Below are 19838 nucleotides of genomic sequence, written 5' to 3' on the forward strand. Positions count from 1 at the left end.
AGGACGATGACTGGCGGGAGACCCCGCGTCTGAATCCGAATTGCGAAGGAGACTGCAATCATGTGGAATGAAGATACGCTCGCAGACATCCTGCGCGAGCATCGCAGCATGCCGCCGGAGTTCCCGTATGGGAGGCGGCTGGACAGCGCCGAGGCGGCGCGTATCCGCAATTGCCCGGAACTGCAGCCATGGTTGGCTCAGACGCGTACCGTGGCCGAGCGGGCCCGTACAGAGGAGATCCCGGTCCTCACTTTCAGCCGTCTCGCGGAGTTCGAGCGTACGGGCGGACGCAAGGCCTTCGAGGTGGTGAATCATGAGCGTCGGCTGCGGCTGCAGGCACTTACGGTGGTGAGTGTAATCGATGAGACGGATCTGTATATCGAGACGATCGAGGACTTGCTGTGGGAGACGTGTAACGAATATACATGGTGCTTGAACGCGGCCTGGCCGATCTGGCGCAAGCCCGACAACATTCCCGATGTGCCGCTCACGCGGTACATCGAGCTAGGGGCAGCGATGACTGCGCACAGGCTGGCAGAGGCGGTGTATGTGCTGCGCGGCAGGCTGCATCCGTTGGTCGAGCAACGGGTGCGCGAGGAGGTGCTGAACCGGGTCGTGCGCGCCTGGATCGAGGCGCCCAAGCCGTATCCGTGGGAGCGCATGCGTATGAACTGGGCCGCCGTCTGCGCCGGGGGATCCGGCATGGCCGGTCTATTGTTGGCCGACGAGGAGGAGGCACGGGCCTTGCTGCCGCGCTTGATCCCGCGGGCCGTGCGCGCCATGGAGAGTTACCTGCAGGGCTTCGGCGCCGACGGCGGATGCGCGGAAGGCCTCGGATACTGGCAGTACGGCATGAGCTACTTCGCCGCCTTCGCGGAGATGCTGCGTGTCTATACGGCTGGAGAGGTCGATCTCTTCACGGATGCGCGACTCACTGCGATCGCCGAGTTCCCCATCAAGTGCGAGCTCGCGGAAGATCGGTTCGTCAATTACTCCGATTCGTCGCAGCGCTCCTTCCTCAACCCGGGGCTGTTCGGGCTGCTGCGTCGGCGACTCGGCATGCGGCTGCCGCTGCTCAAGCCGTTCGAGCGCGCTTCAATGGCGCCCTCCAATCTGGCCAGCGTGCTCTGGTACGATGCGGATACGATCGGCGGATCGCTGCGCCAGGGTACCTTCGTGCTGGAGGCCTTGCAGTGGGTCGTGGATCGCCGCGTGCGCGCGGGCAATTGGCTCGCCTTCTCGGCCAAGGGCGGCCACAATGACGAACCGCATAATCACAATGATCTGGGGCACTTCCTGCTTCATGTGGCAGGGGATAATCTGCTCGTGGATCTTGGCTCTCCGGTCTATACGAAGGATTACTTTACCGAGCGGCGCTATGCGAACTGTCATGCCTCCTCGTTGGGACATTCCGTGCCGGTAATTGGCGGTGAACTGCAGGCCGCGGGCGCACAGCACCGTGCGGAGCTGCTGGCGCTGAAGGAGCGGGAGGACGGAGTCGAGGTGACGCTGGACTTGACCCGGGCCTATGCGCTCCCGTCGCTCCGTCGCTTCACGCGCGCCTTTGCGTGGACGGTCGATGAGCGGAACGATCGTGCGGAGCTGGAGTTGCGGGATGACTTTCGCCTGTCCGAGGAGGGCGTGGGACTGCAGGAGGCATTCGTCAGTCTGACGGAGCCCGAGCTATCGGCGGGGCGCGCGGTGTGGACCGGCCGTGCGGGGAGGCTCGTCCTGCGCTATCCTTCCGAGCGGCTGCGCGCCGAGGTGCAGCAGGTGCCGATTCATCCGCCGGAGGGCCCCGGCACGATGTATCGGCTACTGCTCACGCTATCGGAGTGCCGCTTCGAGGAGACGATTGCGCTGCGCTTCGCAGCCGAGACGGCTGCGAAGCGCAGCGCGGCTCCACGGCTCGGCTAGCTAGCGAGCTGGCTGACCGTCAGGTGATAGACGCTTGCGTTGCCGAGGGTGTCTTCGGCATAGAGGGTATAGACGCCGTTCGCCGCGATCTCCAGCTCGTACGGGGCCGTCAGCGCGGCGCCGCCGGTCGCGAAGTAAGCCGTGGATTGCGCGCCGGCGGCCCACTTGACGGCTGTGATGGCGCTATGCGAGTCGGCTGTGGCGAATACGTCGAGCGCGACCGGTCCGCTCGTCGGCCCGTCCGGGTTGCCGACGACGACGATGGCCGGGGTCAAGGTCTCGACCGCTGCCTCGACGCTCAAGGTCGGCGCGTTGCCATTCGTATGCTCGCGGCTGCTGAAGCCGACGTAGCGGCCGAAGCCGGTCGCATCCTTGACATTGAGGGTCAGCCAGTGCTGCGCGGCGGCGGCCTCTGCATAGACGGCGTCGGTCACGTCGAAGGCGGTCCAATTGCCGCTCTGCAGGCCGCTCACGGCATCCAGCGCGCTGCTCTCGGCCGCCGGGCGGTTGTTCCAGGTCAGCTCGAGCTCGTCCCAGCTGTCGTCGGCGACCGCGAATGCCTGCGCGACACCGTTGTTGGAATTGTAGACATGCAAGTGCAGCTCCGCGCTCGTGACCTCGCCATGCAGGGCGGAGATGTCGAACTTGTAGTACGTCTCCCGATCGTCTGATCCCGTCGAGGCGCCCTTGGCCTGCAGCGTCGTATGACGACCGTAATTGCGGTCCACGTCCGTATAGGGATTGTCCGGATCGGTGCCGGAGCGGACGAAGCTGTCCGCCGCAGCCGTCAGCGTCCACGGCACGGTCAGTACCACGCCGGGAGCCGGCGTATTGCCCTCGGCCGGGGCATTCACATAGACGCTGTCGGCCTCGATGCCGTGCAGCGCAGTCAGCGCATGCCGGCTCCTGGCGCTCTCCAGCCGCGAGTCGTTCGGCACGATGGCGGCGCCGAGGGCGAGGCCATCCGCATCCAGGTGGCCGGCTTCGACCGTGTAGCGGAAGCGCAGCTCTGTCGTCCCGGACCCGTCCAGGTAGTAGGCGTAGGCCGGGCCTCCGGATGTCAGCTCCAGCGCAATATACGGCAAGTCCTCGCCTGTCGTGACCGTGACCGGCATGCTGTAGCTGACGGTGACGTCGACGGACTGCCCGGTCGTATAATTGCCGGGCGTCGCGCTTACGGCCGTCACCTCGGGTCGAATCGTCGTCAGCTTGAGGTAATCCAGCGTGATGCCATAGCCGCTGCTGGCGCCGTCTTTGCCGGTGACGATGAAGCGCGTCGTCTTGATATTGGAGGTGCTCGGACTGACAGTCGGCAGCGCAGTGACGGTCGCGGCCGTCTCGGAGGCGGCGTACAGGTCGATCGGCGCCCCCTTATTGCCGCCGAGCGTCCAGAATTGAGCCGTTCCTTGATCGGGTCCGCGCCGGACGCCGAGCTCGATCTCGTAGTCGCCCTGCTGCATGTCGGTGGCGAACTGGATGTAGTCGTCCACATCCTCGGCCAGCAGGCGCACGCCGGCGCCGCCGCTCAGACTCGGGTCATTCACGATCTCGTAGCCTCCGCTGCCAGATGGCTGCGAGCCGGTGACGAGCATATCCTCGAACTCGAGCAGGTACGTGTCCAGATCGGGCGGCGGCTGCGGATCGGTGACGGCCAGCGTCGACCAGCTCACCGTATCGGGATCGAAGGTGTCGGGGGCGCCCTCCCACAGCTCGAAGTCGTCATAGTACCATTGCAGTACGCCGCGCGACGCCATATAGCTGGTGACGTCCTGGCCGCAGTACATCTTGAGCGGGTTGAAGCCGTTCAAGCCATTCGGGGCGGCATCGTCCGGATGATGGGTGAGCGTCTCCAGCGCGAAAATGACCTGCTTCGGCCCGCTCTCCGGCGTAATCGCCATGTAGAAGCGGCCGTTGTCCTCGTCGCCCTCCAGGAAGTAATATTCGACGTCCATCCATGCGTCGTAGGGCAGGGTGAAGGCCGTATTGGTCGTCTCCCACATTGTCCGCCACTGATCGTCCAGCTTCTTCTGTCCGTGAATGTGGAAGTTCAATCCCTCGCCGTCTGCGGAGATGCGCAGGCCGACGGAGATACGAAATGGCGTGGTCCCGCCCAGCCAGCCCTCGTCGTTCCAGAATTCCGACACGGTCAGCCAGGAGAAGGTGCCCATATCCTCCAGTTGCTCCACCAGTCCGGGCACGAACCAGCGATGACGGTAATACATTTCCTCCAGGCCGGTGTTGCGATACACATTGGCCTGGATGCGGCCCTTGTTGTTCGTGACCGCGTCCTTGAGCCAGTACTGCAGCACCTGGTTGCCGGGCTGCGTCGGATCCTCCACGATCGTGGCATAGCGGTTGGCCGCTGTCCCGCCCTCATATTGCAGGTTGAACCAGCCGATGGCCGGGTGCTCCTCCAGATCGAGCTCCCAGTCGCTGCGCTCCGGCAGCGACTGGTCCGCCCCGGTGATGTCCGTATACGTCGCGTTCACGACCGAGCCGGGCTCGAAGCCCGATTGGAAGATGAGCGCGCCGTCGTCGGCGGATACGATCGCCCCGGGCGCCGCCAGCAGCGCGGTCAAGCCGAGGGTGGCCGCCGCCCGTCGAATCACAGTCCTTGTGCTCATTCGTTATCCCTCCCGATCCAAGTGTCTGCATGGGCCGCGGCCCATTCCAGCATGCGACGATGCAGCGCCTCGCGCACCGTCGCGTGCGCCGGGTCTGCGGCCAGATTGACCGTCTCCAGCGGGTCGAGCAGCAGGTCGTACAGCTCCGCCGCGTCCGCCGGATCGTAGATGTACTTGTAGCGCTTCGTGACCACCGCCCGCCGGATGTCGCCGGGACGCGGATTGCCGGAGTACTGGGCGAAGACCGATCTGTCCGCGGGTGCCGCCCCGCCGCGCAGCACGGGCAGCAGCGACTGGCCGTCGAGCTGCGCCGGTCTATCCAGCCCGAGCGCATCCAGCATCGTCGGCAGCACATCGAGGTGGCTCACGACTTCTTCGCAGCGCACCGGCTGTGTGCCGGGCAGTCGGATGAGCATCGGCACGCGCAGCGCTTGCTCGTACATCTCCATCTTCTGATACATGCGGTGCTGCCCGAGATGCTCGCCGTGGTCGGACATGAACAGCAGCAGCGTATCCTCGAAGACGCCGCCTTGCTGAAGCGCTTCCACGATTCGGCCGACGCAGGCGTCCGCCAGATGCGTCAGCGCCAGATGCGCGGCCCAGGCGCGACGCCATGCGTCGATCGTCACGTCCTCTGCGAGCTGTGCGGGCACGCCGCGTCTGCGGCCTGCAGGCTCCCCGGTTGCCGCCAGGCCGACGTTGGCGGGCAGCTCGATCCGCTCCGGGTCGAACAGGCCGGCATAGGGATGCGGCACGGCGAGCGGCGGATGCGGCGCCCAGATGTTGAGGAACAGCGCGAAGGGGGCATCGGTCCCCGCTTGCTCGCGCACGAAGGCGGCGGCCCGCTCGGTGAAGTAGCAGTCCTGGAAGTCGGCGAGCGGGCCGTCCCACGCCGAGACGTGGGCGCTGGAGTACTGCGTCGCCGCGTAGTTCCCGTCCTGCAGCTCCCGCACCGCCCGCCGGCTGCGGGGATCGGGGGCGGGGAGGCCGCGGTCGGCGGCATGCCTGCGGTAGTCGTCCGTGTCGGCATACGCGGCGAACGGCACGCGCGCCGTCAGCTCCGGCCGCAGCCGGATATGCTGCGGGCCGAAGTGGCCGAGCCGGTAGCCCGCCTCGGCGAGCATCTGGTGCATCGGCGGATGGTCGCCGGCCGTCTCGCCGCTCCAGTCGTTGCAGACGACGCCGCTTGCGGTCGGATACTTGCCGGTCGCGAGCGCGGTCCGCGCCGGCACGCACAGCGGTGCGGAGCAGTAGGCCCGCTCGAACTGCGCGCTCTGCGCGGCCAGCCGATTGAGATGCGGCGTCACCTCGCGGCCGCATTGCGTCATGTGCAGCGAGTCGGCGCGCTGATGATCGGTTGTGATGAAGACCAGATTCGGCCTGTTCATCGTGGCATCACACTCCTGTCGGACGGGCAGTTGCTCATTGCCAATCCTTCGTATTTTCTTCGACCGCGGCGATCAGTTGCGTGACGCCGGCGGCATTCATCTCCGAGATGTAGGCGTCCCAGTCGGCATCGACATCCTTCTTCCCGGTGACGAAGGCGATCATCCATTCCTCGGTCTTCTGCTCGATGGCCGGAATGAGCTCCGTGGCGCTGCCGTAGGAGATCTGCGTGAGCGGCGGCGCCAGACCAGATTCTGCAGAGTAGTCGATATTTTCCTTGAGGACGCCTTCGACATTGCCGGCCGCGGCGGAATAGTCGGTCGTCATCGCCGTGAGATGGCCGAGCGAAGGCAGGATATCCCGCTCGTACGCCTCGGTCTTCACCATCTTGCCGTCCTGCAGGTTGTAATGCACGTCTTCGATGCCGAAGTTCAGGATCCGGATGCCTTCCTCGCTGTGCATGAAGTCCAGCAGCGCTGCGACCCGGGCCAGGAAGTCCTCGTCGCGGTCCTGGCGGATGGCGACGACCGGCTCCACATAGGCAGAGGAGACACGGGTCAGAGCGCCGGCCGGCCCCTCCGGCTTGGGCAGGATAACCGCGAGCTCGGCGTCCGGATTCCCGGCCAGCAGATCGCGCTCGACCTCATTGTAGCGATTCGCGCCGGCCATGTACAGTCCGGAAGCGCCGCTAACGAACTTCGCCTTGGCCTGCGTCTCGTTGGCGGTGAACAGCTCGCGGTCGACCAGACCCTTCTGATAGAGCTCGGCCAGATAGCGATAATATTCCTTGTATTCCGGCATGACCGGCTCGTAGATCCAGCCGTCCGCGGTCTGCGCCCACGTATTGGCCCCGGTGAACGAGGGCGTGATGCTGAAAAATTCACTGACGCCGAAGGCGGCTGTCAGCGGCACTGTGCTGGCCCCGCCCAACTGGTTGTCCTTGAATGCCTGCAGCATCGCCTCGAATTCCGCCCAGGTTTTCGGATGCGCCAGCCCGAGCTCGTCGAGCCAGTCCTGGCGCACGATCAGGAGCGTTGCTTCCTTGCCGCGGTTGGACGGCAACTGGTACACGCCGTCTGCCTCACGGAATTCCTCCGTGCCTTCGCGGTTCATATACTGACGCAGTCCGTCCAGATCGTAACGCTCGGCGTATTCCTCGAAGTTCATCAGATAGCCGTCCTCGTACAGATGGTTGTAGATGTGCATCGAGCCGAGCGGATAGCGGAAGATGTCCGGCATGTCGCCGGCCGCGATCTTCAGCTCCAGGTTGGTGACATATTCCTTGGCCAGAATGCGCTCTACCTTGAAGTCGATATTGAACTTGTCGTTGATGTACGCGATGATGGCGTCGTCCTCCGCAATATCGCGGGGGCCCCATTGGAACATCGTGATTTCGTATTTTTCATCCAGATTGATTGCTGCCTCGCCTTCGGCCCCGGTCGGGCCGTTGTCTGGAGCCTTCCCCCCGGCGGGGGAAGGCGTATTCGCATTGCCGCTGCAGCCGGACAGCGCCAGCGCCAGTGTCAGCGCGATGCCCAGGACTGAGCCGGCGGTTTTTTTGGTTGCCATCATTTTCGTCGCATCCTTTCTTGTCGGATGAAGCAGGAGTAGTAGAGCGCCCGTCGTGCTAGCCCTTCACCGAGCCCATCATGATGCCCGAGACGAAGAAGCGCTGCAGGAAGGGGTAGACGGCGGCAATCGGCAGCAGCACCAGCACGATATTGGCCAGCCGCACCGTCTCCGAGGAGAAGCCCTCCTCGCCCGACTCGGTCGCCATCACGCCTTCCAGGTCGGAGCTGTCGGAGACGAGCTTTTGCAAGTATTCCTGGACCGTCTTCAGCTCTGAATCGGTGATGAAGAAGACCGACTGCATGTACGTGTTCCAGAACGCTACGGCATAGAACAGGCCGATTGCCGCCAGGATCGGCTTGGATAGCGGCAGCACAATCGTGAAGAAGATGCGAAAGTCGTTGCAGCCGTCGATTCGTGCCGCCTCCTCCAGCTCGCGCGGGAACTCGAGGAACGTCGATCGCATGATGATGAGATAGAAGGTGTTGATCATGTAAGGCAAGATGTAGACCGCGAATTGATTGATCAGCCCGAGCGACTTGTAATTCATGTAGTCGGGGATGAGCCCGGCGTGCACGAACATCGTCATGACGATCAGGAACATGACCAGCGAAGAGCCGACGAACGGCTTCGACAGGCCGTACGCCGAATAGGCGGTCACGAACAAGGCGACGGCGGTGCCGACGACCGCGATCAGGAAGGTCACCCGCAGATGCACGAATATGGTGCCGTCCGCGAACACCTGCTTGTAGGCGGCCAGCGTCGGTTCCAGTACGATCAGCTTCAGCGGCGAGGACAGGTACTCCGCTTCGGTCATGAACGAGGCGACGACCGTCTGCCAGAACGGATACAGCATGACCACGCAGATCAGCGCAATGACGCCGCCGTTGAACCATTGCCACATCTGCTCGCCGCGGTCTGTTCGTTGTCGTTGTGCATGCATCAGATAATCCCCCTGTGACCGATCATTTTGGCTATCCGGTCGGCCGCGAACACCATCACGCCCGCCACGAGCGTCTTGAACAGACCCGCCGCCGTCGCCAGGCTGTGCTTGCCCTCTTGCAGTCCGACCCGGAAGACGTAGGTGTCGATAATATCCGATACGGGACGGACCAGCGCATTGCCCATCACCATGATCTGCTCGAAGCCGACGTCCAGCAGATGGCCGATATTGATAATGAATAGCACGACGATCGTCGTCGAGATGCCCGGCAGCGTAATATGCCACAGGCGTTGCAGCTTGGAGGCGCCGTCGACATAGGCCGCCTCGTACAGCGTCGTGTCGATGCGAGAGAGCGCGGCCAGATAGAGAATGGTGCCCCAGCCCATCGTCTTCCAGACGTCGGAGAGCACGAGCAGGCTGCGGAAGTGCTCGGTGCTGCCGAGGAAATAGATCGGCTCGTAGCCGAGCCGGCCCAGCACATGGTTCACCAGCCCGTCATGCACCGAGAACAGGTTGTACACAATCCCGCCCAGCACCGCCCACGACAGGAAGTGCGGCAGATACAGGATCGACTGGCTGATGCGCTTGAACGCCGCATGCCGCAGCTCGTTGAGCATCAGCGCCAGCAGGATCGGCGCCGGGAAGCCGAAGAGCAGCTTGTAGAAGCTGATGATGACGGTGTTGAGCAGCGCCTGCTGGAAATCGGGCGACTGGAACAGTGTGGCAAAGTGCTCGAAGCCGACCCAAGGGCTGGCCTCCAGCGGCCGGGTGACGCGGAAGTCCTTGAATGCAATCTGAATGAAATAAAGCGGTTTATACTTGAAGATGGCGTAGAAAGCGATTGCAGGGACGATGAAAAAATAAATTTGATGCTTGGTAAGCAGCAGCTTGGCGCGTTGGGCGATGTGTTGCATAAATGCGGTTCCTCCTTTCAAGCGCTTCTTGCCGCGACCGGGCAGGCCGCTTTCTTTCTCTGTAAGTATAAGCGCTTTCAAGACGAGGCAATAAGAGGTGATTCTCAGGAAAAAAGTGTGCTTTCATCCGATTGGATCGGTTGTTTTTTATGCCGGCCGCGGTATTCGCGGGGACCGATGCCCTTGAGCTGCGTGAACAGCTTGCTGAAATGGCGCTCGTCCGTGTAGCCGACCTGATTGGCGATCTCGTAGATTTTCAGCGCCGTACCGGCCAGCAGCTCGCAGGCGGTGGTGATGCGCTTGTCGATGATATAGCGGGAGAAGGATACGCCGCTGTACGCCTTGAACCGGGAGGACAAGTGGCCGGCGCTGTAATGAAATTGCTGGGCGACCTCCTCCAGCCGCAGATTGGCGGTGAAGTGCTCGTCGATATAGGCTTGCACGGCGGCCACGCTCTTGTGCCGCTGGCGCCCGATGCGCTGATGCAGCAGGGCACAGCGCTCGCGCACGCAATCGAGCGCCAGCGTCTGCAAGTCGACGAGCGACTCGCAGCGGCGCAGTTCGTCCAGTCGCTCTGTGTATTCCGTCCCTTCGCCGCTGCTCTGCAGCGCCTTGTCGAATTGCATCAGCATTTGCATCACCAATGCCTGCATGTCAGCCAGCGAGATCGAGCGGGACAGGCAGGCGGCGGCCAGATGCGCCCGCAGCCAGCGCTCGAGCTGCCGCGCGTCCCCGGCATAGATCCAGCCGGTGCAGTCCGCATGCAGCCCGGCCTCCGCGTGGTCTTCCTGCGGCGCAGCTGCGGCCTGAACTTCAGATGAGGTCTGCGGCCAGCGCGCGTAGGACAAGATTCGTCCGAGCCCGCCGGTATGCCGCAGATAGTCTGCCGCCTTGAGCGCCTCCCGGTAGCTGACGGCGACATGGGCGGAGGCCGTGCCGACTGTGCCGACGCCGATTGCAAAGCGCGACTCCGCGAGCTGTGCCAAATGCGCCCCCAGGCGCTCCGCTTCGTACGCGATGCGGGCTTGCGGCAGATCGGCCGGATTCGCCTCGGGGCGGAAGAGTACGTGCAGCTCCGTGTCGGTGCTGTGCACAATATGGCTGATGCCGATCGGGCAAGGCTGGCGCATATAGCGCTGCAGGTCCTCGGGCTGCTGCAGCCAGACGGTCGCAATGGCGTACACGCGCCCGGCCGCCTGGTCCTGCTCGTCCGGCAGACGACCGCTCAGGTAGGACCGGAACTGGTGGCTGCTCTGCAGCTGCAGCAATTCATCGTAACGGCGACGTTCTGCGCGGCGCAGCTCCAGCGCGCTGCACAGTCGGCGCAGCGTCTCCTCCAGCTCGGGAAACATCTCCATCTTCAATACGTAATCGAAGGCGCCTTCCTTCAATCCCTGCTTGGCATACCCGAATTCGTCGTAGCCGCTGAGCAGCACGACCTCGGTCTGCGGGAGCTCCCGCTTGATCGCGGCGAGCGCTTCGAGACCGGTCATGCCGGGCATCTTGATGTCGAGCAATGCGGCATCGGGCTGCAGGCGGCGCGTCAGTGCCAGCGCCTGCTCGCCGTCCTGTGCGGCCCCAACGATCCGGAATCCGAGCTCCTCCCAGTCGAGCGCCTCCTGCAGTTCATCGCGGATGATCGGCTCGTCGTCGGCAATAATCAGTGTGAATAGACGCATCATGATTCCTCCTCCAGTGGCAAGCGTAGCGTCATGCATGTGCCGATCCCCTCCCGGCCCGACGGCTGCAGGCCATACGATGCGCCGTACTCCAGGACGATCCGCTCGTGCACGTTGGCGAGTCCGTGATGCGTGGTCTGTGCCTGATCGCGCAGCAACCGCTGCACCTCCTGCAGACGGGCGGCGGACATGCCGCATCCGTCGTCGTCGACCGTGAGGATGAGCGCCGCTTCCTCGCGCCGGCTCTCGATGCGAATCGTCAGCAGGCCCGCTTGGCCCAGTCCGTGATGAATCGCATTTTCGACGAGCGGCTGCAGGATGAACTTCGGCACCTTGCACCCGAGATCATGCGGCGCAATCGCAAGCGCGAGCGCGAGCCGTCCGGGGTGGCGGATGCGCTGAATCTCGAAGTAGTGCCGCACATGCTCGGCTTCTTCGTCCAGTCGCACGCGCTCCCGGGTGCCGTACAGGCTGCTCTTGAGGAAGCGCGCCGTCGCCTTCAGCATCTCGCTTGCCTCGGCGCGCTTGTCGACCTTGAGCAGCAGCAGGATCGAGCTGAACAGATTGTGCAGGAAGTGCGGATTGATCTGTGCCTGCAGCGCTTGCAGCAGCAGCTTGTTGATTCGCCGGTCCATGGCGGCGTTCTCCGCCTCGCGCTCGCGCAGCTCGCCGGTCATCGTCTCGAGCCGTCCCAGCATGCTGTTGAACTTGCCGGCGAGAATGGCGAACTCGAAGTCGCTCGTACTCCCGTCCATGCGTACTGACTGGTCCTGCGGATAGCGCTCCATTGTGCGGATCGCTTTGCGAATCGGCGTCGTCATGCGGCGCCCCAGCGCCAAGGAGCAGAGGATCAGGATCGTGAGCATCGCCGCCAGCTCCAGCGTATACAGCAGGACGAGGATGTAGCGCTGCTTCTCCCAGACCGACGGCATGGCGAAGCCGAGCGTCCATTGTCCCGCGCGGAGCGGCACCTGCACCAGCAAGCTGCGGCCGTCGCTTCCATCCACATAGCGGTAATCCTGTCGTGCCTGCTGCATGTCGGCAAATGCGTCTGCGAACCGGTCGGCGTCCTGCCTCGCGGCGAGGCCGCTGATCAGATGGACGCGTCCCCCCGTCTCTCGCAGCATCATGGCCGCGGCGAACCGATCCGTCACGTGCAAGCTGCTGCGCAGCAGCTCCTCGACGGTGAAGGCGATTGTCCCGATGTTGTCGAAGGCATGGGTGCGCCCCGGCTCCTTGCTCAAGTAGCGGACGCCCCGACTGAACATGAGCAGCGGCGTCCCCGCCTCGCTCGATGCTTCGACGCGCATCGTCTGCGTTCCGGCGGCTGCCGCCAGCTCGGCCGGCTCGCCGGGTAGCGGCGGATACGCGTCGGAGGTGGAATAGATCGGCCGTTGCCCGGCATCGAAGATGGCAATGCTGCGCAGCTTCTGATTGATGATCCCTTTGCGAACGAGCAGATCGGAGAGGGTCGGACCGAGATCTGCCGCCGGCTCCGGCTCCTGATTGGCCGCGAACAGCAGGTCCTGCATCTCGCGGTTGAGCGAGAGGTAGCGCAAGTAAGCGTCGTAGCCTTGAATATCGCTGTCCATGCCCACTGCCGCTTGCCGGAACAGACGCATGGCGTCCTGCCGGGTATTCGTGTCGATCATCGATTCGAATTCGTGGAAGGAAATGAGAATCATCCCGGTCACGGGAAGGACGAGCATCGCAAAAAAAGCCAGCAGCTTGCGGTAAACGCTTGCATGTCCCTGATACGCGGCGATGTAATCGCGCAGCGGCCGGCGATCCTCAAAGTCGCGCACGGCTCGCAGCCGCTCGATAAACGCGTACAACGGGCGCAGCATGCGCCGGGCCGCGAAGCGCGCGCCAATGGCGAAAACGAGGAACAGGGCTGCGCCGATTCCTACCAGTCGCCACATAATCCGCCGCAGGCTGGCATCGAGCTGGTCGGTTTGTTTTTGCAGCAGATAAAGGCTGCCGTCCTCCAGCTCAAGCCCGGATACAATGCGGCCGTCTAGCAGCTGCGTCGTGACTTGTCCTGGTTCGTCCCGTCCCGGTTCATTCTGAAGCGCCAATTCGGCAGGGGATACGGCGCCGGGCTCCCCGTACACCGTGCGGCCGTCGGTATTGTGCCGCTGCAGCTTGATCCCGCCCATGTCGGCCAACCGCTGCAGGTCGAGCACGGCCACGACCGAGACGCCGCTGGCGGTCCGGGCCGCGATGAGCTGCTCCTCCATGAGCTGCTCCGGCGCGAGCCTGGTTCCCTCCGGACGCCAATACTCCTGCAGCAGCTCGCGCAGGTAGGCGGTGGATGCTTCCGGGGAGGCCTCTGCCGCCGTGCGGTCGGTGTAGGCGATCAACTCGTGCTGAACCGAGGTGCCGAGCAGCAGATTGTCCTGATAGAGAAAGATGGCTTGAAATTCCCGGTTCGAGTACAGGAACGTCCTCAGGTCGGGATAGAGCTCGAAGGTATCCTTCAGGGTGCCGAGATTGTCGTTGGATAGCCCGGGGAAGCTGCGCTGGAAGTCGTCCACGAAAAACTGATAATTGGCCTTGCTCTTGCGAATGCGAGATTCCATCGTCTCGATGCTCAAGGCCAGCTCGCTTTCATTGGTGGCTTTCATCTGCTCCAAAATGATCGTTTTGGCCGCGACGTAGCTGATCATGGTGGCCAACATCATGAAGGCCGCCATGAGTCCGAGGAACAGGAGATTCAATTTTGATCGAAAGGATAGATTCATGGGCGAAACCTCGCAGGTTAATAAGCAGATTGTGATGTCATAACCGTTTGGGAAGCGAATTCATAATTATACCAAATTTCTACCAATTTGAAAACAAGAATTCATCAGGTATGAATTAAAGTCAAGTGCCCGCAGAGGCTATGGTACAATCTGGGTATTGCAAGGGCCGCTCTCCTTATTCCAAGGCTTTACGCAGCTCTTTCAAAGCATGAAGCAGGCTTGCAATCTGTTCGTCGGACAGCCCGGCAATAAGTTGTTCCCATTCTTCTATGTGCGCATGAGGATGGGACGGATCGGTTGTCAATTGATTTGCAACGTTATGAAGAGGCACATCGAGCGAGGTTAAAATTTTTTCGAATGTTTTCATTGTAAAGTTGATTTCGCCCCGCTCAACAGCGCCGATATAGCGGTAATCCAATCCGGTGACGTCGGAAAGGTTATCTTGCGTAAGTCCCTTGGACTTGCGCAGGGCTCGTATTTTATTGCCTATAATTTTGCTTAGCGCATCCATATGACCACCTCTTCCTATAACTTTAGGTCAGAGTGTGCAATTTATGCAGGGTATTGTATATAGCTATATAGAAGTAAAACTATATATTTATAGTATAATAGCAAAAGCTTTAGCGACTACAAGGCGGTGCCGCAGCATGAATGATACCCGAATGGACATGTACAATCGATTGATCGAGCGGGAGGACCAGCTCCATGCGCGTCTGGAGGCGCTGGAGCAGAGTCAGGAGCTCGTATATGATGAAGCGTATCGGCGCGGCAGCGTGCATGGCCGCGCGATGCTGCTGGAGACCTTGCAGGCGCTGCACAAGATGGAGAGCGAACGCCGTCAGATGCTGCTGCGCGTCAAGCTTGCACGGGCCCTGCTGGCTCACGAAATGCACCGGCAGCAGGATGAGCAGGCGGAGCAGACAGGAGAGCAGGCGGGCTCGGGCGAGCCGGGATCACGCTAAAAAAGCGAAACGCGCTGCATCGCCAGAGCGCATCGCAGCACATTTCGCTAGAAAGTATTCGATTTTGACTTTGCTTGTCTCACGCTCTCGGGACAAAATCAAATGGCGGCGTAGACCTCGCGCAGCACCTGCGGGCCGGGCAGGCCGTTCATGTTTTTGGGCACGATGCGGCGCGGGCCGCGGTGCAGCTCCTTGTCGAGATCGGCAATTAGCTTGGCTTCGCCGGTCAGGACGAGCTCGTCCCACTTGCCGGTGCGCGCATGCTTGTCCAGGATCGTCGCCATCTCCCGCAGCCAGCGCTGGCGGTTGACGATGAGGCGCTTCTTGTAGCTGTCCTTGTGCGTGGCGCCCGAGGCGTGGCGGCTCGCCGGGGCGGTGCCCAGCTTCTCCCGCCAGTTCTCGGTCTCGACGTCCCACTCGTAGTGGTGCTCCTCGAGCACCTCGCCGAGCAGCGTGTGCAGCACACAGACGCTGTCGCCGCCGATCTGCACGATGCCCAGCGCCGGATAGCGCTCCAGCGTCCGCTCCAGCTCGTCCAGCATCGGCTGCTCCCTCCAATGGAAGTCGTCCGCGACCGGGACGTGCACGCGCTCCAGCAGCAGCAGCTCGCCGGACCCGCTCATCGCCAGCACGAGGCCCCGTCTCAGCTCGCCGTGATGCGCCTCCAGCAGCCCTTCGACACGCGGCTGCAGTCGATCGAGGTCCTGCGCCTGCGCGCCTTCCCCTTCGGCATGCGCATACTCGCGCAGCCGCTTCATGCCGTTCTTGAGCCGCAGCCGCCAGGCCGACTGGCGGCCGGGATCGGGCTCGGTGTTCAGATAGATCGTCAGCACCCGCTGCTTGGACTCGGGACCGTACTGCTTGAGATTGCTCAGGCGTTGTTGCAGCTTCATTCGCCTACCTCCTTTGCAGATGTCCCCTCTATTACCACTACCCGGAAGCGGCTGAACCGCGAATGAGACGATTCTAACCAAGTCGCTTCCAGACCATCCCGGTTAGCTTCCGCGCAACGTGCCGCTCACCGGGTCCGGCAGGCGTCAGCGCGCCTGCTCGACGTCCATGAGCTCGACGCGGCGCGGATACGAGATCTGCACACCGTAGGTCCGCAGCTCCTCGATCAGCAGCTTGCGCATGACGTTGCAGGCCGTCCAGTAATGCGTATCCGTCACGAGACAGGTGGCGGTATACTTGGCGCCGAGCGCCGCATTCTCGACGTCGGTGATGCCGTACAGCTGCGGCGGCTCGATGACCTGTCCCTTGTCGTCGAGCAGGAACAGATGCGGCATCTCGCCGACCATCTTCTCCGAGATGGCGTTGACTGCATTCTCCACGGCGGACGGATCGGTCTCGTACGGCACCGTGATGTTGACGATCGCCCGCATCCGGTCGCGGTTGTAGTTCTGACTGACCTTGATCTCCGAATTCTGAATGACGACGACGTGCTGGGCCCAGGTGCGAATCTTGGTCGCGCGCAGGCCGACGCTGACGACCGTGCCGTTGATCTCGCCGTTGTTGATCGTCACATAGTCGCCCACTGAGAATTGGTCCTCGAAGATGATGAAGAAGCCGGTGATCAAGTCCTTGACCAGCGTCTGCGCGCCGAAGCCGACCGCGAGGCCGATGACCCCCGCGCTGGCGATGACCGGCCCGATGTCCATGCCGATATTGCTCAGGCACAGCAGGGCGGCGATAATGAAGATGACGTAGCGCGTGAACGACATCAGCAGCGACTCGAGCGTGTCGCGCTGCTTCTGATCCAGGCGCGAGATCGCGAAGGCCCGCTGGATGATCATCTGGCGCACCCGCAGCAGCACCCAGGTCAGCGCCAGGATGACGATCAGAATAATGGCCTTGCTCAGCACAAGTTGCAGATTGTCCGACCAATACGCCCAAGTGAAATATTGGCCAAATCCGCTCGATTGTTCCTCTAGCCAACTATCCATTGCATTCTCAGTCTCCTTCCCCATAAAAAGATACGGTTCCCATTGTAACAAACTTGGCAGGCCGCATAAAGGACAGGATGAGCCGGGACTAGGAACAACTGGGAAGATAATGATAGAATAAAAGCGAAGTGGACCAGAGATGGACAGGCAATAGAAATGGGAGGGTATCGATTACAAGATGAAGGATCATCAGATGAAGCTGGCGCTCGTCGGCATCGGCGGCTACGGGCGCAATCATGCGCGGACCATCGCGGGACTGCAGCAGGACGGGCTGGCGCAGTGCGTGGCGTACGCCGATGTGCGGCTCGATGCGAATCCGGATGTCTGCGAGACGCTGAGCGGACTCGGCGCCGCATCGTACACGGATTACAAGGAGATGCTGGAGCGGCATCCGGAGGTCGATATCGTCGTCGTGTCGACGCCGATTCCGCTGCATGTGCCGATGTGCACCCACATCATGGAGGCCGGCTTCCATGTCCTGCTGGAAAAGCCGCCGGCTGTGACAATCCAGGATATGAATGCGATTGCGGACGTGCAGCGCCGGACCGGCAAGCGCTGTCAGGTGGACTTTCAGAATACGTCGGGCCGGGCCTTCCGCGAGCTGCTCCGTATGCTGGACGGCGGCGCCGTCGGCCGGCTGCAGCGGGTCACGGGGGTGGGACTGTGGAAGCGGACCTGGGCCTATTACCAGCGCACGCCATGGGCGGGCAAGCTGATCCATGGCGGCGCCTACGTGCTGGACGGCACGGTCAACAATGCGCTATCGCATCTGCTCAACAACTGCCTGATCGCGGCCGGCTCGGGGCGCATCCCCGCAGCGGTGCCGGTAGCGGCGCAGGCCGAGCTGTACAAGAGCATCGACATCGAATCGGAGAATACCGTCAGCGCGCGCGTCCGGACCGAGGGCGGCGTCGAAGTGCTCTACTATACGACGCAGAATCATGTCGCCAATGACACGCCGTACATCGTCGCCGAGGGCGACCGCGGCTCGATCCGCTGGAGCTACGACAACAAGCTCGTCATCCGCGAGCATGATCAGGAGCCGCGTGAGGTCGCCTACGAGGCGGAGGACCTCAATCGCAATATGTACCTGAATCTGTTCGACGCGGTGCGCGGCGAAGGGGAGCTGTACTGCCCGCTCGAAGCGTGCCACAGCTTCGTGCTGGCGTCCAACGGCATCTTCGAATCGGCGCGCGGCATCGTCCGCATTCCGGACGCCTATGTCGGCACTCGTCCCGAGGGCGATACAGAGGCGATCGAGCTGAAGGACGCTGCCGCGCTGATTACGCAGGCCGCCGAGGAGGGCCTCCTGTACGCCGAGGCCGGCATCCCGTGGGCGACCGCGACGCCGGTGTTCGATCTGACCGGGTACACCCGCTTCGAGCTATTCCGCGAGGGCGCTTCCCCTAGCTAAGGGCCGGGCGACTAAAAAGTGGTGAAAAAGTGCCAGAGTGGCCGAAAATGCGTTGGAGAAAAGCTTATGCTTCCGAAGTACGTTCTTGCAGAACGTTTTAAGCGTTCGCCATCTTGCTCCTCGATTCCTTCCTCTAATAAGGTTAGTTTCAAGGAATCGGGGAGGAACGGCGATCGGAAACGCATTTCGGGCACGGCGGCTTTACTTTTTCACCACAATTTAGCGCATCGCGTCCGCGAAATCGATCTCCAGGAAGCGCGAGACCTCGGTCAGCCAGCGCTGCTCCACAAAAGCAGTGTGATCGGGGTGCGCGTTGTACGCGTCATAATCGGCTTGGCTGGCGAAGTCCATGGAAAAGCCAAAGGCGTAATCGTTTTTGGCGCTCGTCTGGCGGCAGACGCGAAATTGCGTCACCTGCGGAATCGCCGACAGGATGCGGCGACCGTCCTCAAGGAACGTCCGCTCCTCGGGCGAACCGGAGGCGTGCTTGAGCGTGAAGATCACCATGTGACGGATCGGCTGCGTGTGCGGGTTGATGAATAGGACCTCCTTAGGCTACGGGGAGCGGGAAGCGCAGCTCCTGCTCTCCGCTCTTGAATATGCTGTCGTACGTGAAGCGCAGCTCGCCGCCGGTCTCGCCGGCAAAGCGCAAGTGATCGCCACGGTACGGCACGTCATTGTGAAGGGCATACTCCTGCTCCTGCTCGTCGAGCAGCGTGTAGAGCTGCGTCGTCTCGCCGCTCTCCGGCTCGATATATGTCAGCAGCCCGGTCTGCGACGGACGCACGAGCAGGTAGTCCTCGCCAATGCCGGCAATATAATAATTCTCGTCCCACCCGGCCAATTCCTCCAGATCGTACGAACGGGCCACGTCGCCCTCGGCATTGACCAGGTAGAGCATGCGTCCGTCTGTCATGACGGGCAGGTCCTTGTAGCGATTCACATTATCCGCGAACCGGTTGTAATAGCTCACATTGCTCTGCTTGACCAGCCGGTCGTCGACGAGCAGTCCGGTGTAGTAATCCAAGTGAAGCATCGGCTCGCCGTACGCGTCGCTGACGGTCACGAGCTGCAGCGAATCGCTGTACGTCTCGACCTTCAGACTCATATTGCGCCGGATGTCCAGCTCCAGCGTACCGATCTTGACCGCGGAACCGCCCGCCTCCCGGGCGACGAAGAGATCGCCGCTCTCGCGGTGCACCCAGTATACGGCATCGCCGCGCTCGTCCATCGCATAGTGCGCGGATTGGGCGATCGACACCGTGTGCGAGCGCTGCGTCCAGTCCACCTCGATGTCGAACAGCTCGCTCGTGATCCGCAGCGGCAGGTAGATGCGGTTGCCCTGCAGCAGCGGCGTCTCGCTCATCGTCGCCTGGCTCCCGTCCACCAGTGCGGTAGTCGAGCCTAGCGTGAGCACGAGCTGCCTGCCCGGCAAGGTCACCGTCGCTTGCTTGTCCGTGTTGTCCCAGTCGATGTGCGCCTGCAGCACCTCCGACATGTCGCGAATCGGCAGATAGACGCGGCCGCCCTCCAGGATCGGCGTATTCGCCGGGTCGTAGAAGTAGCCGTCCACGGTGATGCTCACCTGCGCCTGCGCCTGGGCGGCTGCGCGGCCGCCTCCGGTCAGGCCGTCGTGCCCGGCGACGAGTATTGCGGCAATGGCCGCGCCCAGTCCCAGGCCGAGCAGCGCGCGCGTTAGCTTCGTCATGGGTCGTATCCTCCTTTCTACGGGGCTCATGATAG

15 protein-coding genes are annotated in these 19838 nt (G+C 62.5%); 3 read left to right on the top strand and 12 right to left on the bottom strand.

Annotation, left to right across the window (positions count from 1 at the left end; translation table 11 throughout):
• The first annotated feature begins 60 nt into the window (after window positions 1–60).
• Window positions 61–1917 (top strand): heparinase II/III domain-containing protein, encoded by a 1857-nt coding sequence (locus IDH44_RS10210; RefSeq protein ID WP_190917258.1) that lies wholly within the window; start codon window positions 61–63, stop codon window positions 1915–1917.
• Here the strand turns inward: IDH44_RS10210 and IDH44_RS10215 are convergent.
• From IDH44_RS10215 to IDH44_RS10250, 8 genes are all read right to left on the bottom strand, one after another.
• Window positions 1914–4541, bottom strand: a complete 2628-nt coding sequence (locus IDH44_RS10215; RefSeq protein ID WP_190917260.1) for a CBM96 family carbohydrate-binding protein — start codon at window positions 4539–4541, stop codon at window positions 1914–1916. The genes IDH44_RS10210 and IDH44_RS10215 overlap by 4 nt on opposite strands.
• A complete protein-coding gene (locus IDH44_RS10220; protein WP_190917262.1) occupies window positions 4538–5929 on the bottom strand; it encodes a sulfatase-like hydrolase/transferase in 1392 nt (463 codons plus the stop codon). The genes IDH44_RS10215 and IDH44_RS10220 overlap by 4 nt, the downstream gene beginning before the upstream one ends.
• A gap of 34 nt (window positions 5930–5963) precedes the next feature.
• Complete coding sequence (locus tag IDH44_RS10225; RefSeq protein WP_190917264.1) at window positions 5964–7499, bottom strand: extracellular solute-binding protein; 1536 nt, start codon at window positions 7497–7499, stop codon at window positions 5964–5966.
• Window positions 7500–7554: 55 nt separating this feature from the next.
• The gene (locus IDH44_RS10230; RefSeq protein ID WP_190917266.1) at window positions 7555–8439 is read right to left on the bottom strand and encodes a carbohydrate ABC transporter permease; all 885 of its coding nucleotides are present in this window, start codon (window positions 8437–8439) and stop codon (window positions 7555–7557) included.
• A complete protein-coding gene (locus tag IDH44_RS10235) occupies window positions 8439–9353 on the bottom strand; it encodes an ABC transporter permease (RefSeq protein WP_190917268.1) in 915 nt (304 codons plus the stop codon). Before IDH44_RS10235 ends, IDH44_RS10230 begins: the two co-directional genes overlap by 1 nt.
• A 104-nt stretch (window positions 9354–9457) precedes the next feature.
• A complete protein-coding gene (locus tag IDH44_RS10240) occupies window positions 9458–11035 on the bottom strand; it encodes a response regulator transcription factor (RefSeq protein WP_190917270.1) in 1578 nt (525 codons plus the stop codon).
• On the bottom strand, window positions 11032–13776 hold the full coding sequence (locus tag IDH44_RS10245) for a sensor histidine kinase (protein WP_190917272.1): 2745 nt from the start codon (window positions 13774–13776) through the stop codon (window positions 11032–11034). Before IDH44_RS10245 ends, IDH44_RS10240 begins: the two co-directional genes overlap by 4 nt.
• 175 nt (window positions 13777–13951) lie before the next feature.
• On the bottom strand, window positions 13952–14287 hold the full coding sequence (locus IDH44_RS10250) for a helix-turn-helix domain-containing protein (protein WP_190917274.1): 336 nt from the start codon (window positions 14285–14287) through the stop codon (window positions 13952–13954).
• A 136-nt stretch (window positions 14288–14423) separates the two neighbouring features.
• On the opposite strand from IDH44_RS10250, the gene IDH44_RS10255 reads away from it, so the two are divergent.
• Window positions 14424–14738: a hypothetical protein gene (locus tag IDH44_RS10255; protein ID WP_190917276.1), complete on the top strand. Its 315-nt coding sequence runs from the start codon at window positions 14424–14426 to the stop codon at window positions 14736–14738.
• Window positions 14739–14836: 98 nt separating this feature from the next.
• Here IDH44_RS10255 and IDH44_RS10260 read toward each other — a convergent pair whose 3' ends face one another.
• Both IDH44_RS10260 and IDH44_RS10265 read right to left on the bottom strand, forming a co-directional pair.
• Window positions 14837–15631, bottom strand: coding sequence for a VLRF1 family aeRF1-type release factor (locus IDH44_RS10260; protein ID WP_190917278.1), 795 nt, complete (start codon window positions 15629–15631; stop codon window positions 14837–14839).
• Window positions 15632–15775: 144 nt separating this feature from the next.
• On the bottom strand, window positions 15776–16681 hold the full coding sequence (locus IDH44_RS10265; protein ID WP_190917280.1) for a mechanosensitive ion channel family protein: 906 nt from the start codon (window positions 16679–16681) through the stop codon (window positions 15776–15778).
• Between the two features lie 178 nt (window positions 16682–16859).
• Here IDH44_RS10265 and IDH44_RS10270 point away from each other — a divergent pair, with 178 nt between their 5' ends.
• Complete coding sequence (locus tag IDH44_RS10270; RefSeq protein ID WP_190917282.1) at window positions 16860–18095, top strand: Gfo/Idh/MocA family protein; 1236 nt, start codon at window positions 16860–16862, stop codon at window positions 18093–18095.
• 219 nt (window positions 18096–18314) lie between these two features.
• On the opposite strand, the gene IDH44_RS10275 is transcribed toward IDH44_RS10270, so the two are convergent.
• On the bottom strand, window positions 18315–18602 hold the full coding sequence (locus tag IDH44_RS10275) for a Dabb family protein (RefSeq protein WP_190917284.1): 288 nt from the start codon (window positions 18600–18602) through the stop codon (window positions 18315–18317).
• 43 nt (window positions 18603–18645) lie between these two features.
• The gene (locus IDH44_RS10280; RefSeq protein ID WP_190917286.1) at window positions 18646–19803 is read right to left on the bottom strand and encodes a copper amine oxidase N-terminal domain-containing protein; all 1158 of its coding nucleotides are present in this window, start codon (window positions 19801–19803) and stop codon (window positions 18646–18648) included.
• Window positions 19804–19838 lie beyond the last annotated feature (35 nt).

Source organism: Paenibacillus sabuli (genome assembly GCF_014705605.1).
Taxonomy (GTDB): domain Bacteria; phylum Bacillota; class Bacilli; order Paenibacillales; family Paenibacillaceae; genus Paenibacillus_D; species Paenibacillus_D sabuli.

Excerpts from the sequence above, each read along its gene's own strand:
- IDH44_RS10225 (WP_190917264.1), bottom strand. The coding sequence starts at position 7,499 with ATGATGGCAACCAAAAAAACCGCCGGCTCAGTCCTGGGCATCGCGCTG.
- IDH44_RS10275 (WP_190917284.1), bottom strand. The coding sequence starts at position 18,602 with ATGGTGATCTTCACGCTCAAGCACGCCTCCGGTTCGCCCGAGGAGCGG.
- IDH44_RS10235 (WP_190917268.1), bottom strand. The coding sequence starts at position 9,353 with ATGCAACACATCGCCCAACGCGCCAAGCTGCTGCTTACCAAGCATCAA.
- IDH44_RS10260 (WP_190917278.1), bottom strand. The coding sequence starts at position 15,631 with ATGAAGCTGCAACAACGCCTGAGCAATCTCAAGCAGTACGGTCCCGAG.
- IDH44_RS10280 (WP_190917286.1), bottom strand. The coding sequence starts at position 19,803 with ATGACGAAGCTAACGCGCGCGCTGCTCGGCCTGGGACTGGGCGCGGCC.
- IDH44_RS10210 (WP_190917258.1), top strand. The coding sequence starts at position 61 with ATGTGGAATGAAGATACGCTCGCAGACATCCTGCGCGAGCATCGCAGC.
- IDH44_RS10230 (WP_190917266.1), bottom strand. The coding sequence starts at position 8,439 with ATGCATGCACAACGACAACGAACAGACCGCGGCGAGCAGATGTGGCAA.
- IDH44_RS10220 (WP_190917262.1), bottom strand. The coding sequence starts at position 5,929 with ATGAACAGGCCGAATCTGGTCTTCATCACAACCGATCATCAGCGCGCC.
- IDH44_RS10215 (WP_190917260.1), bottom strand. The coding sequence starts at position 4,541 with ATGAGCACAAGGACTGTGATTCGACGGGCGGCGGCCACCCTCGGCTTG.
- IDH44_RS10265 (WP_190917280.1), bottom strand. The coding sequence starts at position 16,681 with ATGGATAGTTGGCTAGAGGAACAATCGAGCGGATTTGGCCAATATTTC.
- IDH44_RS10245 (WP_190917272.1), bottom strand. The coding sequence starts at position 13,776 with ATGAATCTATCCTTTCGATCAAAATTGAATCTCCTGTTCCTCGGACTC.
- IDH44_RS10240 (WP_190917270.1), bottom strand. The coding sequence starts at position 11,035 with ATGATGCGTCTATTCACACTGATTATTGCCGACGACGAGCCGATCATC.
- IDH44_RS10270 (WP_190917282.1), top strand. The coding sequence starts at position 16,860 with ATGAAGGATCATCAGATGAAGCTGGCGCTCGTCGGCATCGGCGGCTAC.
- IDH44_RS10250 (WP_190917274.1), bottom strand. The coding sequence starts at position 14,287 with ATGGATGCGCTAAGCAAAATTATAGGCAATAAAATACGAGCCCTGCGC.
- IDH44_RS10255 (WP_190917276.1), top strand. The coding sequence starts at position 14,424 with ATGAATGATACCCGAATGGACATGTACAATCGATTGATCGAGCGGGAG.